The 17181-nt window shown below is 31.6% G+C and carries 15 protein-coding genes, 3 pseudogenes and 1 riboswitch; of the genes and pseudogenes, 17 read left to right on the top strand and 1 reads right to left on the bottom strand.

Annotated elements, in window-relative coordinates; genetic code table 11:
• The first annotated feature begins 171 nt into the window (after nucleotides 1-171).
• From ACUN28_RS16690 to ACUN28_RS16675, 4 genes are all read left to right on the top strand, one after another.
• Complete coding sequence (locus tag ACUN28_RS16690; protein ID WP_080117965.1) at nucleotides 172-666, top strand: DUF3267 domain-containing protein; 495 nt, start codon at nucleotides 172-174, stop codon at nucleotides 664-666.
• A 315-nt stretch (nucleotides 667-981) separates the two neighbouring features.
• On the top strand, nucleotides 982-1752 hold the full coding sequence (locus ACUN28_RS16685; protein ID WP_016087733.1) for an ABC transporter ATP-binding protein: 771 nt from the start codon (nucleotides 982-984) through the stop codon (nucleotides 1750-1752).
• Nucleotides 1727-3658: an FtsX-like permease family protein gene (locus ACUN28_RS16680; RefSeq protein WP_016087732.1), complete on the top strand. Its 1932-nt coding sequence runs from the start codon at nucleotides 1727-1729 to the stop codon at nucleotides 3656-3658. Before ACUN28_RS16685 ends, ACUN28_RS16680 begins: the two co-directional genes overlap by 26 nt.
• Before the next feature lie 53 nt (nucleotides 3659-3711).
• Entirely contained in the window at nucleotides 3712-4398 is a 687-nt protein-coding gene (locus tag ACUN28_RS16675) for a lipoprotein BA_5634 family protein (protein ID WP_257147126.1), read from the top strand.
• Between the two features lie 76 nt (nucleotides 4399-4474).
• Here the strand turns inward: ACUN28_RS16675 and ACUN28_RS16670 are convergent, their stop codons facing one another.
• Nucleotides 4475-4816 carry a DUF3914 domain-containing protein gene (locus ACUN28_RS16670; RefSeq protein ID WP_016087730.1) on the bottom strand — a complete coding sequence of 114 codons (342 nt, stop codon included), beginning with the start codon at nucleotides 4814-4816 and terminating at the stop codon, nucleotides 4475-4477.
• A gap of 274 nt (nucleotides 4817-5090) precedes the next feature.
• Between ACUN28_RS16670 and ACUN28_RS16665 the strand changes: the two genes are divergently transcribed.
• The 13 genes and pseudogenes from ACUN28_RS16665 to ACUN28_RS16605 all read left to right on the top strand — a co-directional run bounded on the left by ACUN28_RS16665 (nucleotide 5091) and on the right by ACUN28_RS16605 (nucleotide 17112).
• Nucleotides 5091-6332, top strand: a complete 1242-nt coding sequence (locus ACUN28_RS16665) for an esterase/lipase family protein (RefSeq protein ID WP_016087729.1) — start codon at nucleotides 5091-5093, stop codon at nucleotides 6330-6332.
• Nucleotides 6333-6419: 87 nt separating this feature from the next.
• Nucleotides 6420-7460: a homoserine dehydrogenase gene (locus ACUN28_RS16660; protein ID WP_016087728.1), complete on the top strand. Its 1041-nt coding sequence runs from the start codon at nucleotides 6420-6422 to the stop codon at nucleotides 7458-7460.
• Between the two features lie 165 nt (nucleotides 7461-7625).
• Nucleotides 7626-9074 (top strand): MocR-like pyridoxine biosynthesis transcription factor PdxR, encoded by a 1449-nt coding sequence (pdxR, locus tag ACUN28_RS16655; RefSeq protein ID WP_016087727.1) that lies wholly within the window; start codon nucleotides 7626-7628, stop codon nucleotides 9072-9074.
• 4 nt (nucleotides 9075-9078) lie between these two features.
• Complete coding sequence (ddlB, locus tag ACUN28_RS16650) at nucleotides 9079-9993, top strand: D-alanine--D-alanine ligase (RefSeq protein ID WP_016087726.1); 915 nt, start codon at nucleotides 9079-9081, stop codon at nucleotides 9991-9993.
• A 72-nt stretch (nucleotides 9994-10065) separates the two neighbouring features.
• Nucleotides 10066-10171, top strand: a riboswitch (TPP riboswitch).
• A 123-nt stretch (nucleotides 10172-10294) separates the two neighbouring features.
• Nucleotides 10295-10984 (top strand): thiaminase II, encoded by a 690-nt coding sequence (tenA, locus tag ACUN28_RS16645; RefSeq protein ID WP_016087725.1) that lies wholly within the window; start codon nucleotides 10295-10297, stop codon nucleotides 10982-10984.
• Nucleotides 10985-11139: 155 nt separating this feature from the next.
• Nucleotides 11140-11274, top strand: a pseudogene (locus tag ACUN28_RS16640) (N-acetylmuramoyl-L-alanine amidase C-terminal domain-containing protein); the annotation flags it as partial.
• Nucleotides 11275-11435: 161 nt separating this feature from the next.
• Nucleotides 11436-11699: a DUF3937 family protein gene (locus tag ACUN28_RS16635; RefSeq protein WP_016087724.1), complete on the top strand. Its 264-nt coding sequence runs from the start codon at nucleotides 11436-11438 to the stop codon at nucleotides 11697-11699.
• 110 nt (nucleotides 11700-11809) lie between these two features.
• Nucleotides 11810-12015 (top strand): annotated as a pseudogene (locus ACUN28_RS16630) (hypothetical protein); the annotation flags it as partial.
• A gap of 236 nt (nucleotides 12016-12251) precedes the next feature.
• Nucleotides 12252-12560: a heterocycloanthracin/sonorensin family bacteriocin gene (locus ACUN28_RS16625; RefSeq protein ID WP_080117964.1), complete on the top strand. Its 309-nt coding sequence runs from the start codon at nucleotides 12252-12254 to the stop codon at nucleotides 12558-12560.
• A gap of 17 nt (nucleotides 12561-12577) precedes the next feature.
• Nucleotides 12578-12728: pseudogene (locus tag ACUN28_RS16620) on the top strand (site-specific integrase); the annotation flags it as partial.
• Nucleotides 12729-12953: 225 nt separating this feature from the next.
• Nucleotides 12954-13433, top strand: coding sequence for a hypothetical protein (locus ACUN28_RS16615; RefSeq protein ID WP_016087722.1), 480 nt, complete (start codon nucleotides 12954-12956; stop codon nucleotides 13431-13433).
• A 308-nt stretch (nucleotides 13434-13741) separates the two neighbouring features.
• The gene (locus ACUN28_RS16610; protein ID WP_016087721.1) at nucleotides 13742-16129 is read left to right on the top strand and encodes an RNaseH domain-containing protein; all 2388 of its coding nucleotides are present in this window, start codon (nucleotides 13742-13744) and stop codon (nucleotides 16127-16129) included.
• Between the two features lie 209 nt (nucleotides 16130-16338).
• On the top strand, nucleotides 16339-17112 hold the full coding sequence (locus tag ACUN28_RS16605) for a DUF3959 family protein (RefSeq protein ID WP_445423404.1): 774 nt from the start codon (nucleotides 16339-16341) through the stop codon (nucleotides 17110-17112).
• Nucleotides 17113-17181: the final 69 nt, after the last annotated feature.

Genomic DNA, 17181 nt, shown 5'->3' with positions numbered 1-17181 from the left:
AAAGAAGAATTTGGTCTTAGTCAACAAAAAATGCAGCTAAGTCTATTAAAGAGCTGCATATAAAACTTACGGTTGATTGCTATTAAATTAAATCTTTAAGCCAGGAATTAGTTTAAATGAGGGAGGGGAACACATATTATTATTTGGTTTCGTCACTTACCACAAATAGGTATGGATTATTCAGAATGGACGCCGTTTATACAGAATAATTGGTACCAAAAACATTATATGAAGTTTGTATATTTATTTCAGATTATCATTTTTATGATACCTTATTTTTTTGAAACAAGTTTCACTCATATTAATATATTCTATCTTATCATAATAGGTATCCTAGTCTTCATCATTCACGAATGTCTACACATTTTAGTAATAAGTAAAAAAGGAGATATTAGCTTAACATTTAGTGGGATATTCTTTTGGCTAAATACAAATGCAACCTTATCCAAAATTAGATTTTGGGTCTTTATGAGCTTTCCTGTTATTGCATTATCGGTAGTTCCTGCCATGATGTCTTTCTTTGTATCAGGAAATATTAAATCAATTTTATTATTTATATGTTGGATAAACACATTCATTTCCGCCTCAGATATTTACAATTCATTTTTGATTGCAATGAAACCGAAGAACTCATTTTTTTGCAGAGGGTATTATCAAGTGAAATAGTATTTAATGGGTAACTCAAATATGCTTCAAATAATGCAATAGTTAAAAATATAATATTTGAAAATAAAAAGACCGATAAAAAATCGGTCTTTTGTTATTAATAAAATAAATATTAGAAAATAGAATTGTAATTTAAACCAATATGCAAATATTATAAGATAGATATGCTTTGTTTATAGATTGAGAATAGGCTTGTTATCAGTTTTTTTAGAAATCTTACAAACGTGTAAGATAAATGAAAGATGAATCAATATGAGCTATAAGACAATTCATTTACACTTTATTGTGAGCAGTGGAAATGAAGGGAGAATATACATGGAAATTTTACATGCAAAAAGTATTAGTAAAGTATATAAAGGGAAAGTACCTTATAAAGCATTAGTAGATATTGATTTATCAATTCAAGAAGGTGAATTCGTAGGAATTATGGGTCCATCAGGTAGCGGGAAAACAACGTTATTAAATATGGTATCTACTATTGATTCTCCATCATCGGGAGAAATTTTAATTAATGGCACAAATCCTTTTCAATTATCATCAGAAGAATTAGCGTTATTCCGCAGAAAACAATTAGGATTTGTTTTTCAATCATTTAATCTTCTTAGCACACTTACTGTAAAAGAAAACATTTTATTACCGATGACTTTAGATGGTGTTTCTGTGCAAGAAATGAACAAACGAGTGGAAGAGATTGCAGAGAAATTAAATATTACAGATATATTAAGTAAAAGGACGTTTGAAATATCTGGAGGGCAAGCTCAGCGAACAGCAATCGCTCGTGCGATTGTTCATAAGCCGCAATTATTACTTGCGGATGAGCCAACAGGGAACTTGGATTCTAAATCTTCAAATGATGTAATGGAGATGCTCGATACGCTTAATAAAGAAGAAAAAGCAACGATGATGTTAGTGACACATGATCCGTATGCAGCGAGCTTTTGCAGCAGAGTAATTTTTATTAAAGATGGTCAACTATATAATGAAATTTATTGTGGCGAAAGCAGGCAAGCGTTTTATCAAAAAATTATGGATGTCCTTTCTTTGTTAGGAGGGAAAAGGCATGACTTTTCGTCAGTTCGCATTTAATAATATTTTTCGTAATAAGCGTACATATGCAGCTCATTTTTTGAGTAGTGCATTTTCTATTATGATTTTCTTCACGTATGCTCTTTTATTATTCCATCCTGATTTACAAGGTGAGCTAAAATCGACAAGTGCAACAATAAGTGCATTTGGTACAATGGGATTTACAATTTCGCAAGGTTTGATTTTTATATTTTCATTTTTCTTCATTCTATATTCAGTTAGTTCATTTTTAAAAACGCGTAAGAAAGAATTTGGCATATTAATGATGCAAGGTATGTCAATGAGACAACTTAAGAAGTTATTGTTAATTGAAAATATGTTAATTGGACTTGGTTCAATTTGTATAGGGATTTTCATTGGACTCATATTTTCTAAACTAGTCTTATTGATAAGCGCAAGTGTATTAATGATTAATAATGGTTTACCTTTTTATATACCAGTGCAGGCTGTATTTTTAACAGTTATCACATTCCTTTTCTTGTTTTTAATCGTTTCACTTTTTACATTTAAAATGGTAAAAGTAACAGAACTTGTGGAACTTATTCAAGCGGAGGAAAAGCCAAAACCTGAACCGAAATCTTCAATTTTATTATCACTATTTTCTTTAATTAGTATAGGATATGGATATTTTTCAGTATTTCGTTTCATCCCAAGTTCCAATTTTATTACACTTGGAATAGGTGTGATCCTAGTAATTATAGGAACGTACTTTTTATATACACAGTGTAGCGTTTATATATTGCATCTTGCGAAAAAGAGTGAATCTTTCTTTTTAAAGAGAACAAATATATTAACATTTTCTGAATTAATTTACCGTATGAAAGATAATGCAACGATGTTTTTTATAGTATCTATTGTTTCAGCAGTTGCATTTACAGCGATTGGTACAACAGCTGCAATTGGAAATAGGGATTTGGTAAGGATGACAAATCCGTATACCTTTTTGTATGGAAGTTTTGAAAACGACAAAGTATTAAATAAAAATCTTTCTATTATAAAAAAACACCTTTCTGATGCTAATATTCCGTATCGAATGGCTTCATCTTCATATATATACACAGAAAGTAACGTGAATATAATGAAATTAAGTGAATATAACGATCTTGCAAAAGCACTTGGGTATCAACAAGAAACGATTGAAAAAGAAGATGAAATTATATTAATTCCTGGAGTTGTATCACAAAAACAAGAATATAAAAATGGCGAGTATAAAAAGAATATAGAAGTCATTCAAGGTGACTGGACAAAGACATTTCATGTGAAAAAAGCTGTAGAAAATTTAGTTTTACCACATGATTCTAGAACTATTTATATCGCTGTTCAAGATCAGGTATATGATGGAATACCTCTTATTAGTGACCCAGTTAATCAAGACAGTCCATTTCGTACTTACGGATTTGTTGTAGACGATTGGATGAAAACGAAAGAGATTTCAAACCAATTAAATAATATATTCGATAAAGATCCAAGAGACACACATTTCGAATTTAGAGCTTTAACAATCGAGTTGCTAAGTGCAAAACAAACGAATGGGTTATTACTTATGGCAAGTGTTTTAGTCGGAATCGTCTTCTTTACATTTGCCGCTAGTTTTATATATTTCAGATTATATACAGATTTGGATCGTGATCAACAGCAATATAAAATGATTTCGAAAATGGGATTAAGTAAACGGGAATTAAAAAAGGTTGTAACGAGACAGTTAGTATTAATGTTCTTCTTACCAATTATTGTTGCAGTAATTCATACTATAGTCGCTTATATGGCATTGCAACAATTAGTAGACTTTTCTATTTTAAATAGTTCTATCGTTATTTTAATTTCATTTATATGTATACAAGTATTATATTTCTTTATAACCCGTTGGCGTTACCTGCAAAAGCTGTATAAGGTTATGGAGCAATAGAGTATATTAGCTTGTAAGATTACACAAAAATATGTGAAAAAATGAACTGTATGATGAAAGGAAACGCGATGAAAAGAACTTTAACTATTTTTATGTTAACGATACTATTTTTAATAAGTTTTAGTGCATGTTCTAAAAAGGAGAATTCATTTCCTGCAAACGGTTTAATAATCATTGGGGATGAAAATAAAACTTCACCAATTATTAGTCGTTATCAAGAAATTACGAAAGAAAATGAAGTGTTTTCTGTGAAAAAAAGTAAATATGGGAATGGACAGGTATTAATTTTAAATGAATCCACAGCACAAGCGATGATTAAAGCAAATGTTTTTCGTAAACGAGATAATGGATCCAATTTAAAACTAATAGATAAGTTACCGAAATTCCCGAAAGAGGGCTCGCTGTTGTTTACACATGAAGATGAAAAGAGTATGAAAAGTATTGAATTAGAAGGAAAAGAGATTCCTGTTTCATACGATAGTGACGCTTGGATAGGTAACACTCGTAAATATCCAACGCAATGGTATGTAATGGTATCAAAAAATAGTGTGTATAAAGAAATAAAGGCAAATGAAACGAAAATGCACCTTCTTCATTTGAAACAATCACTAGGTGACGAAAAGCCTAAAATGTCGACAGATAATACATTGATTAATGAAAATGTCAAAGTAAAAAAGCTAATTAAAGGTTTGGAAGAAGAACTATCTTTTCAGTTTGTAACGATCGGGGAAAAACCTTAAAAAAGAGTTCGAGGCTGATAGAAACTTTATCAACCTCGAACTCTTTTTAGTTTATAGGCCATTCATATAACATATATTACATTACTTCATTTAATCGAGTCTCATGCGTTTCTTCAATCGCGTTTGAATGTTGACCTGAATTATTTTGAGCTTCTTTTTCTTTACGGACTTTTTGTAGCATTTCAAGGATGATCCATAAAGGAACACCTTTATCCTTTAACATCTTCCATAAATCTAATTCGTTAAATTTATGCTCAGGTTGTTTCATTTCTTTTTCAGATGAACGAATATCAAATTTGATAGGATCATTTAATTTTTTTACTTCAAGTTTAGTAGAAGGGATAGTATTACGCTCAAGATTAGATGGAGTTATTTTAGTTGGTTGAGATAATGTATGAATATTTAATTCGATTTGCATGACTTTTCCTCCTTCTTAAGTAATGAAATTAGTTTTCTTATGATTTTTAAATCCATTTAACATGAGGAAACTAAATCTAATTATAAATTCAAATAATCAGATTTACAAGTTATATTGTAAAAAGCAAATGTTTACCTGAATTAATATTTATCAACATTTGTGTATGTTTTCTATATATACAATGTATATAAAATACTTTACATTATGTTTAAGTTATAAAATATATATATCTTTTTTACAGAAAAATGTAAACGTTTTATTAGGGGGAGGAAGCATGGGGAAATTATTTTTAAAAATATGTTTATTCGCAATAGGGACTGTGCTTTTATTCGCAGCAAAAACAACTCACGCTGAAGAGAGACAACAAAATAATTATCCTATCATATTAGTGAATGGATTTGCTGGGTGGGGTAGAGAGGAAATGTTAGGGGTTAAATATTGGGGTGGTGTTCATGATATACAAGAAGATTTAAAAAGAAATGGTTATACCGTACATACTGCTGCAGTTGGACCTGTTTCTAGTAACTGGGATCGTGCATGTGAATTATATGCGCAAATAAACGGTGGTACAGTAGACTATGGTGCCGCACATGCTGAGAAACATGGACATAATCGTTTTGGCAGAACTTATAGTGGCTTTGCACCAAATTGGAGTGAAACAAATAAAGTTCATTTAGTTGGGCATAGCATGGGTGGACAAACGATTAGAACATTAGTACAGCTATTAAAAGAAGGCAGTTTTGAAGAAAAAAATTATGTAAACAATCATCCGAACACGAATATATCACCACTATTTGAAGGCGAGAAATCATATGTTCATAGTGTTACAACATTAGCAACTCCGCACAATGGGACAACACTTGCGGATGGTAGTCTTCTACTGCCGTTCGTCAAAGATTTACTCATTACAGCTGCAAGTTTTGGAGGAAACAATAATTTATCGTTATATGATTTTAAATTGGATCAATGGGGTATAAAGAAGAATACTGGAGAGTCTTTTTTCCAATATACTGATCGCATCCTAAATAGTTCACTTTGGAAAAATACAAAGGATATAAGTCAATGGGATTTAAGTACAGATGGTGCAAAGGAGCTCAATAATTGGGTAAAGGCGCAATCAGATGTGTATTACTTATCTTATAGTGGACATGCATCACAAGCGGCGCCTATAACAGGTTTACATTTGCCTCATATAACAATGAATAAAGTGTTAATGGGGAATGCATTTTTCTTAGGGTCCTATGCAAGATATGAAGAAAATCGTCCATTAATTGATACTTCTTGGTGGCAAAATGATGGTGTAGTAAATACAAATTCTATGATTGCACCATCATCTAATGCTACTGTAAATAGTAATGAGCCTTTACAGATTGGAAAATGGAATCATATCGAAACGAAAACAAATTGGGATCATCTCGATATGGTAGGACTTAGTGTTTCAGACACGTTAGGTTTTTCTAGTATTCAAGAGTTTTATAGAACAATTGCAGAAAAGCTATCACGTTTACCAAAATAGGTAATAATAAAGCGCTCTCGATGGAATTCGAGGGCGCTTTATATTATATTGAAAGAGGGATATGGTAGAAAAAAATGGGGGGATATTATGAAAATTAAAGTTGTATTATCAGGATATGGAACAGTAGGAAGAGAGTTTATAAAATTATTAAATGAAAAATATTCATATATATATGAAACATATGGAATAGAGTTAGTTGTAAGTGGCGTATTAGGTAGAAATATTGCAATACATAATGAGGAAGGTTTGTCTATTCATCATTTATTAAAGTATGGTGGCGGTAGCGCTGCAATTGAAGAATATATTGAACATTATCCGGAGCAACGAGCGACAGATAACATAAGTGGTACTGTACTAGTAGAATCAACTATTACAAATCTTAAAGATGGAAATCCAGGGAAACAATATATAAAACAAGCGATTGAGAAACAAATGGATATAGTAGCAATTTCAAAAGGCGCACTCGTTACAAACTGGAGAGAAATAAATGAAGCGGCAAAAATCGCAAATGTACGAATTCGATATAGTGGTGCAACTGCGGCCGCATTACCGACGCTTGATATTGGTCAATTTAGTTTAGCTGGTTGCCATATTGAAAAAATAGAAGGAATATTAAACGGGACTACAAATTATATTCTTTCGAAAATGAATGAGGAGGATATTACGTTTGAAGAAGCACTGAAAGAAGCACAAAGTAAAGGAATTGCTGAAACGAACGCAATATTAGATGTAAGTGGTTCTGATAGTGCGTGTAAATTGATACTTTTGACAAACAGTTTAATGGGAACAGAGAATACACTTGCCGATATACATATAAAAGGAATCGAACAGGTTACAAAACAACAAATTCGAAATGCTAAGGACCAAAATAAATATATTAAATTAATAGCTTCAGCAAATAAGGATAAGGATGGAAAAGTGGCTCTTAATGTGGAACCGCACGAAATACATAAAGAACATCCGCTAGCAAATGTAAATGGGACAGAAAAAGGGATTACGTTTTTTACAGATACGATGGGGCAAGTTACAACAATTGGTGGTGCTTCTAATCCACGTGGAGCCGCAGCAGCAGCTTTAAAAGATATAATTAACTTATATCGTAAAGATTTGTCACGTATTAACGGGTAGTAAAATTATCAATTGGTGAAGGTCAATAATCAATGGTCGGGATGAATCCACTATTGATTAAAGTTTCACTTTATAAAACCGTACCGCCCTTAATAAAAAATACATATGTAGTGGACCTTTTGAGAATGAAATTAATATGCAAAAATAATTGCAGGGGGTAAGGATTTGTTTAAAGATTTTAAAGTTGTCAAAGATCGTCCCGTTTATATTCAATTGAAAGATTATTTAAAAAAGATGATTATGAAAGGGCACTTGCTCGGGGACCAAAAAATACCTTCAACGAGGGAACTAAGTGAATTATTAAGTGTGAGCAGAAATACTGTACTCGCTGCCTATGCAGATTTAGAGCAAGAAGGACTCATTTATGCAGTTAAAGGAAAAGGGAATTTTGTTGCGAAGGTTGATATTTCAAACACTTCGTCTGTTGAAATAGATTGGAAAAATAAACTTAATACAGTTACCTTATTAGCGGATGAATTAGATTTAATGAAACATGGTGTTCGCTGGGAAAAAGGAATGATTGTTTTTAACAGCATCGCTCCAGATGAAAAGCTATTTGATGTGGAAAATTTCAAAAGAGCTTTTCTTACTCGTATGTCCATTGAAGGTGATGTCGTATTAAACTACGGTTACGCAAACGGGTATAGACCGCTAATGAATTATCTACTTCATTATATGGAAATGAAGGGTGTAGATATTTCAAATAAAGATATTTTAATTACAAATGGATTTACAGAAGGATTAGACATTGTACTATCCTCGTTATCGAAGAAGTCAGGGCGGGTTATTTGTGAGAATCCGACTCATCATGCTGCACTAAAGCTTTTCCGTTTACATGGACTTGAAGTGCATGGAATTAATATGAATGAAGATGGCATTGATACGAACGAAGTTGAAAAAAGCTTGCGTGAAAAAGAGTTTGATTTTGCGTATTTAATTCCTTCCTATCATAATCCAACCGGCATTGTTACGAGTTCGGAGAAAAGAACGGAACTGATGAGGTTATTTTCAAAATATAAGATTCCTATTATAGAAGATGGATTTAATGAAGAGCTACGTTATTCAGGATCACATTTAGCACCATTATTAACTTTTGCTGGCGCTGGTAATAATGTGATTTATATTAGTAGCTTTTCAAAGGTACTTTTCCCTGGTTTACGTGTAGGCTGGATCATTGCAGATAAAGAACTGATTCATTATTTAGAAAGTGTAAAAAGAGCAAGAACAATTCACACATCTACTTTAGATCAAGCTGTTCTGTTTCAATATTTACATGAAGGATATTTTGAAAAATATTTAAAAAAGGCAAGATCTGTTTATAAGAAAAAATATGAGTTAGCTGTTAGGGCGTGTAACGAGTACATTCCGTTTCAAAGAATGACCGGTGATGGTGGACTTCATTTATTTATAGAGTTAGAAGAAAAAATTCATGCCCGTACTCTTTTGCAAAAGTGTTATGAGCAGGGGGTTACATTTTCTCCTGGAGATGTTTTTTATTCTAATGGAGAAGGAACGAACACTTTTCGATTAGGATTTTCACGTTTGAAAGAAGAAGAAATTGTTCGGGGAATCAAAATAATCGGTGATACAATAAAAAATGAAATTTGGAGTTGAGGAAATGAGAATTGGCGTTATTATGGGAGGAGTATCCTCTGAAAAACAAGTATCAATTATGACTGGAAATGAAATGATTGCACATTTAGATAAAAGTAAGTATGACATAGTTCCAATTACGTTAAACGAAAAAATGGATTTAATCGAAAAAGCGAAAGACATTGATTTTGCGCTGCTTGCATTACACGGAAAATACGGAGAAGATGGGACTGTTCAAGGAACGCTTGAAAGTTTAGGTATTCCTTATAGCGGGAGCAATATGTTATCTAGCGGTATATGTATGGACAAAAACATTTCGAAAAAGATTTTACGTTATGAAGGAATAGAAACACCAGATTGGATTGAACTTACAAAAATGGAGGATCTAAATCTTGATGAATTAGATAAGTTAGGATTTCCGTTAGTGGTAAAACCAAACTCTGGTGGCTCGAGTGTCGGGGTAAAGATTGTATATGATAAAGACGAATTAATTTCAATGCTGGAAACTGTGTTCGAATGGGATTCTGAAGTAGTAATAGAGAAGTATATAAAAGGTGACGAGATTACATGTTCCATTTTTGATGGAAAACAGTTACCCATCATTTCAATTCGACATGCGGCGGAGTTCTTTGATTACAATGCGAAATATGATGATGCTGGTACTATTGAAGAAGTTATTGAACTTCCAGCTGAATTGAAAGAACGTGTAAACGAAGCGTCACTGGCTTGCTATAAAGCATTAAAATGTAGTGTTTATGCAAGGGTTGATATGATGGTGAAAGACGGTATTCCATATGTAATGGAGGTTAATACATTACCAGGGATGACACAAGCAAGTCTATTACCAAAAAGTGCAGATGCAGCGGGAATTAATTATAGCAAACTATTAGATATGATTATTGAAACTTCATTAAGAGTAAGGGAAGAAGAAGGGTTTTAAGTAGCAGTATCATGAATACTTTTGACAGTAACATGAAGTATGTTATGATGAATACAATACGAAAATTAAATATTTATCCACTAGGGGGGCCTATTATAGGCTGAGATCAAATGGGAATTTGAGACTCTTAGTACCTGATCTGGTTAATGCCAGCGTAGGGAAGTGGGAAAGACATTGCTATTTCATGAATAAATACTGTCAATTTCACTTTCTTTACGCCTGTAAAGAAAGTTTTTTTATTTTACAGATTTAATAATTGTGGGTAAATACTTAAATTTTATACATTATGGGAGGGATTTAAATGAAATTTTCACAATCATTACGTCAAGAAGTAGATTCAATTTGGGAAGCTAGTTTTCATCACCCTTTTGTAAAACAACTTGGTGAAGGAACGTTAGATTTAGCTAGTTTTCGCTATTATGTGCTGCAAGATTCATATTATTTGAGTCATTTTGCTAGAGTACAAACTTTAGGAGCTGCAAAAGCACTGGAATTAGAAACGACAGCTCGTATGGCACATCATGCTCAAAATACATACGAGGCGGAATTATCTTTACATGAGAATTTTGCGAAGAAACTAGGGATAACTCAAGAAGAAAAAGATAGTTTTATCCCTGCTCCAACTGCATACGCTTATACTTCACATATGTATCGTGCTGCGTATGAAGGACATTTAGGCGATATCATTGCAGCAATTTTACCTTGCTATTGGTTGTATTATGAAATTGGTGAGCGTTTAAAAGAGTGTCAGCCAGAAGAACCAATTTATAACGAATGGATTTCTGCTTATGGATCTGATTGGTTCCGTACGCTAGTTGAAGAGCAAATTACAAGATTAGATACTATCGCTGAAAACGTAACAGAGTCTGACCGTAAGCGAATGAAACAGCATTTCATTATTAGCAGTCAATATGAATATTCATTTTGGGAAATGGCTTATACTTTAGAAAAGTGGCCAGTGAATACAGAAGTAAAAGATGTAATCGGATAAAGAATGGAAGTAATGTTATAGATAGGTATGGATAATACCTATCTATATATTTTTTCTTGTCAGATTTGCGTAAAGTCGATAGTGCTGCGGATATAGCAAAATGGCATATCGATAAGTTAGTTAATTTAATTTTCTACGCATTAACTGGATAAACTTCTGCGACTTTTATTTTACAATCAAACTTCGTTACTGCTCCAACTTCAGATGCACAACGTAATGGAATGAAATTCTACCTTGAACGTAAAGATTGGTGGTTTGAAGTTAAACAAGAAAGAAATCGGCTCTGTTAACTGTAACGGAGTTGTTTTTTCTTGCAGGAATTTCTAAATCATTATGGAATGCTGTTAATACAATATGTAAATATGCATATTGTATCTTTTGGAGTTCTTGATGTGTTAAAATTAAATATATAGATGCATAAATGAAAAAGAAGCAAAAGTAGGAATATCCAATGAATTTTGAGAGGTGTTACATGTTTACAAATAAGAAATTAATTCGATTTGGTCTATCGTTGTTTGTATTTTTAGGGATAATTAATTTTACGATTAGTTATTTTCAAACATATCTTGAAACAGCAGCAAATATTAAATGGGTAGTTCCAGAAATTTGGAAAACTATTTTGATAGATGTTCCTCAAGGTATACTTGTTCTTTTAGGCGCAATTGCTTTATATGATTTCACAAAAGAGGTATCACAAAAAGACGCATCAATCTAAGTGCGTCTTTTTTCAATTTTTTTAATTAGCAATTTCATGGAGAGCTTGCTGGAAAAGTAGAATGAAAAGCCCTAATCAGGGCTTTTTTTGTAGGAATTTCTTCACCGTCATTGAATTCCGTAACTAGTAGTTTTTTTGATGATACGACGGACGAGATTTTTTATTCTGCTAGTGTGAAGTATATAAAAGGTTAGGAATATCAGATGGTACGCTCAGTAAGTATATGGGAGTGTTATAACGAGAGGTATTTACAGTACAGAAAAATCTAAGCGGCAGACGGGAATACATAGGATACGGCATCATGGTTATTGAGAAATGAATTGAAATTAGTAAGCATGAAGATATGATGCTAGAATTCACATTTTATAATTTCTATTTATAAAAATGAGCCCATAGTAAAAATAGGTATATGAACAAGGTGCATCATCTAGTGATAAGTCATACTTTGTTGGTGTATGTATTGAACTTAGTTTATAGCGCTATTTTTACTTAGATTTAACGATCAGAAATATAGGACAGCATTGATAGGGTTGTATTTTATAAACGGAGGTCATGAAAATGAATAAGTTTCAACAAGAATTACAAGCGTTAAGCCTTAATGATTACCGGTCTGGAAATATTGTGTATTGGGACCAGCAAAACCAATATCCATATTACTATTTTGAAGATGCTGCTCGTCGCTGTGGTGGTTGTGGCGGTCGTTGCGGTGGTTGTGGCGGTCGTTGTGGTGGATTCCGTTGTGGTGGATTCCGTTGTATTGGTTGCTTCGGTTGTTTTGGTTGTGGCGGTTGTGGTGGTTGCTCTAATTGTTTTAATGGTACTTCTGATACTACTGGTACTATTGTAACATATGAATATTGACTACATTTATTAATTAAAAAACATTAGCTTTATACATGTACATGCCGACAAAGAATATAGCCATCGTTAATGGAAATATTCAGTCATTCAAACGAAAGGGGAACAATAAGATATATAGGTGTAAATCAAGATGAGATAGATAAAGCAATGACTAGATTTAAAATCTAATCGTTGCTTTTTTCTTATAGTTTTACCATCAAATGTATGTCTAATTTAAGGATTGACTTCTTTTAGTTAGTGTGTAGCTCATGAAATTATTACAACTGTGTAAGTTTAATGTAATGTTAATCGATAGTAAATTAAGATGTTTGAGTGTATTTTAAATAGGATTAAAAAGTACTGTTTATCTATAGAATAATGGGTAAATAATATTTAATTAGGAAGTGTATTAAAATGATTGAATTTAAATCTATTATCCATTCGTACAAAATAAAGAGAAAAATAGCTAAGGATTTATACGGAAAAAGAGATGAATTGACAATGTTATTAAATGAACTTAATAACATGAAATGTACAGTAACATCTGAAAAAAAGAAAAATAATCTATTATCTCGTTTAGAATTAATTTATCAAAATATGAAATTAGATAAGCTGTATCCTCTTCCAGTTGCTTTTAATAGTAAATTATTGGAGCGATTAGAAAAAGAATCTCTACATACTATTGAGGATGGTGTAACATGTCTACATTTCATGTTAGATATGAATTATGAAAAAATAAAAAAATATGGATCGAGTACAAGTAGGTCATTTGTTCCATTATCGCAGTCTTCCATTTGTCTAGCCGATTGTATTTGTTTAACAGGATTTGTAATAGGTTTAATAGGAGCAATTTCATTTGCAGGATTAATGTTATCTATATGTTCAATTACATAATGGTTGATATTTGAAAGGAGAGCATCGACTTAAGGTGTTCTTTTTTAGTTTTATTGTAAAGTTATTGTAAATGATAAATACAATACATTATATATATTGTATAATTCTTATGTATAAAAATAACGATTTAGGAGGTGCTGTATATGATAACTACTTTTAATTTTTAAAAGAGTCGTTTTGGTAATGTTTTATTTGGATAAATAGTTTTTACTTTTCTTTTAAATACTTGGTTTAAATTGATTAGATTAAGTAACTGTTTTTCTAGTTTTTGATGATCAAGATAAATGAAGAAAGGAAGTAATCATTTTATGGAAAAATTAAAGTTGTTAACATTTGATAATATAGTAGAACCTCTATTAAACGAAAGCGTATCATTTATATATTTCCCTATTGAATGGCTCGATATTGTAGAAATACATTATAAAACATTTTTATTAACGAGTAAGTTGAAACGATTGAATGAAAGATTATATGATATGTTTTCTGATATATTATTTATTCAGCATAATCCATATGTATTAAATGAAAATACACCGTGGATTGTATCGAAAGAACCTATTAGAAAAGAACAACTCGATTATATTTTTCAAAGTTGGTATGAGATTATTCATGATTGGAAACCTAATAAATTAATAGAATCGCCAAAATATGAATGGCATTACGATTTAATTTCTAATTTAACAGTACTACATGATAATGAAACATATTCTAAATGGGTGCCCGCTTTAATTTCACATATTTTTTGTGAGAGTCCCGTACAATTAGAAAACATAAACGAAGAAGATATATACTTTTCTCCACTTAGATCACAAAATATTTGTGAGGCTATGTCAGAGCCTATTAAAGATGAAAAAACACAAGATTATTTCGCCTACGTATATCGGTTCGAATGTATAACGCGCGGAGGCGAGAATATTCCATTATTAAATGTTTCAATAGGCATTCGGAGGTTTTATCAAGAATATAACCATCCAGACATTCCTTTGCTGTTAAGACGAAAACGGGGCATGGTATTAATTTCTACTCCAGAATTTGCATCGAATAATAAAAAATCACGGTTTGTAAAACTAAAAGTACAACAAGCTACAAACGGCATAAAATGGATTAAGATTTTTAGAAATTTAAAAGATGATTTTCATATAGGTGGAGAAGTTGAATTAGAGCACATTCTTCAATATCCGAAAGATTATATGTTAGGAGCAAATCTTAGGGTGTTGCTTCCATACAATGAGAGAATATATAAAGTTCAAGGTACTAAAATAAAACCTGGTATAAAAGTAAAGGAAAGAGAGTATTTATTTAAAGGGTTTCAGCAAAAATTCTCTTATTTCACATTACTACCAGAATGTAAAAAGCTAGCAACAAATAATGAAAATGAATTATTCCCTTTAATTGCTCCAAAAGGATTAGAGACTATAACGTTAGAAATATGGTCTAAAAAAATTTCAATGGAAGTAGAACAAGCGTTATTTGAAAGTGAAATTGTGTTAGCTCAAATTGGTGAGTCTTCATATGTATTAAATGCAGATTCTCCAGTATTATTAAAAATAGTAAGATATAATATTGAAAAAGTTTTGCAAAACCCATATAAAATGCAATATTGCCAGAAATATAAAACAAATTTAGTAGAGGATGTTATGAAAGCGGTCTATGCTACTGCAGGTGAGCGTAATGATGCGACATTGGCGTTAATCGCAATGAAAAATTGTGATGGGCGCGAAAAAATTGATCCAAAGCAAATCGTTAGAGAAGGGTTCGCACGAACAAACCGTATTTCGGCATTTATTAATTTATTTATAGGCCAAAGTGTATCTCGTAAAACAATTATAAATTGTGTTCTTAGTTTATTAGAACAAAAAGGATTTTTGAAACGTAGTTGGAATAAGATAAATTTACCTTGTACATATGTTAATTTATCAATTGAACGAATCTCAAAATTTGATTTCTTACCTATTATTTCACAAATAAAAGGTAAAGAAATTTCATATAAATTATATGGGAATACAGAATGGCAAACGATTGATCGTTTATTATTAAATATAAATAAACATAATAGTTTTTTACCACAGCCTTCAAAAAGAAATGATATGGGGGTTCAATTTAAACAATTTGTCTCTGAAACACTAACGGGAATTTTACAACACGCAAAAGAGCAAAATGAGCAAGTATATTTCATTATAGATGCGAATGTAAGAAAATATTGGATAAAAGAGTTGCAAAATAAAAAAATTGATATAGATATTTTACCAGAGATTGTCCCTGATGTGCTAAAGGTACCAAACTTAAACATTATAAGAATAAATACATCTTTTGATGTACCAAAATACGGTGCGATAGAATGTGATGATGTACTGGATGGCACAAGTTTATACACAGATCAAAAAGGAATGTATTATAGCACTGGTGAATATTTATTTAATGGTAATCAAACATTGCAGCGATACATACTTGAAATTTTACCGCTAGGTGTAAAAGCGGTTGAAAGGAACTATATTGCCAAAATGGTACATTATATGTGCTGTAATTCAAGTATGCTTTTGGAAAAGAATATACACATGCCATATTCTATGCATATGGCGAAAATAATAAAGAGCTATATGACGGATATAGATGCAAGAGAGTTTAAAGAGTTTGATGATGAATTGGATGTAGATATAATAAAGATAGAAAAGAAAGATTCAATCGCACTGCTTTAAATAATAGTAGACAAATCCTGTTCATTATATCGATCAGGATTTGTCATTTTTTCATGTAAATAAGGATATCTTTTGTCATGTATCTTCTCTTTTACGTATTTACTTTATTTACATACAGGATTAAGATGTTTTTTAGAAATATAAAATCTACATCATATGGAAAAGCAATATGAATTGATTCAAAAGAAATTTGAAAGGAATGAGGAATTGTGAAGAAATTAGATGTGTTATTGATGCTATTGAGCGGCCTCTTTCCAGTTGCAGGAATAATAAAGCAAATCCCACTAGAACAATCTTTATATATTGGAGGCCTTTTATTTTTTACTAGTTTCGGTAGTTATTTTGCGAAAAAAATATATTCACGTATATGTAGCTGGATAGCATACGCGCCATTCATAACACTACTGTTAGTCATTTGGCATCAGGATATTTCAACAAGCTCCATAATAGCGAATGCGAAAATTGCCGCTTGTATCGCTTTAATTCCATGTTTATTCCGTTTTCGTACATATGGACTGACTTTAGGTTTATTCTCATTATGGGCCGCTTTACTTTGGGATATTAAAGAAGTACAGTCGTTAGTTATACTTGAACGTATGTCGAGTTTAATGACAAGCAATTTCAAATATCTCATGCTTTTAGTTGGTGGACTTATATTAGGTGGATTACTTGCGATGTTATTACACCGTAAAGAAAAGGATGTTAATAAAGAAAATATAAATCTATTTCAACAAAAAAAGAAGCGTAAAAAATTATCATTTAAGATTCCACTTCCAAGATTACCGAAATTTAAGATGAAACTATTTAAGTTTGGTGGAAAAGTATCAAAACGAAAAACACCAGAAAAAATACGTGAGCATAATAACGAGGAACCAGCTTCAGCTGCAACTTATGAAATGACAGAACAAATACATCAATTTAAAGAAGGTACTGCTCAAGGACAAACGAGGATGGAACGTCGTAGAAATAGGTATAATGCATAATAAATTTCAGTAAAACCTTTAATAATTTATCATTGAATTGATAAATTATTAAAGGTTTTTTTATGTAAT

The sequence above is a fragment of the Bacillus sp. WC2507 genome, from assembly GCF_052656125.1.
This window is presented reverse-complemented; position numbering and strand designations above follow the sequence as displayed.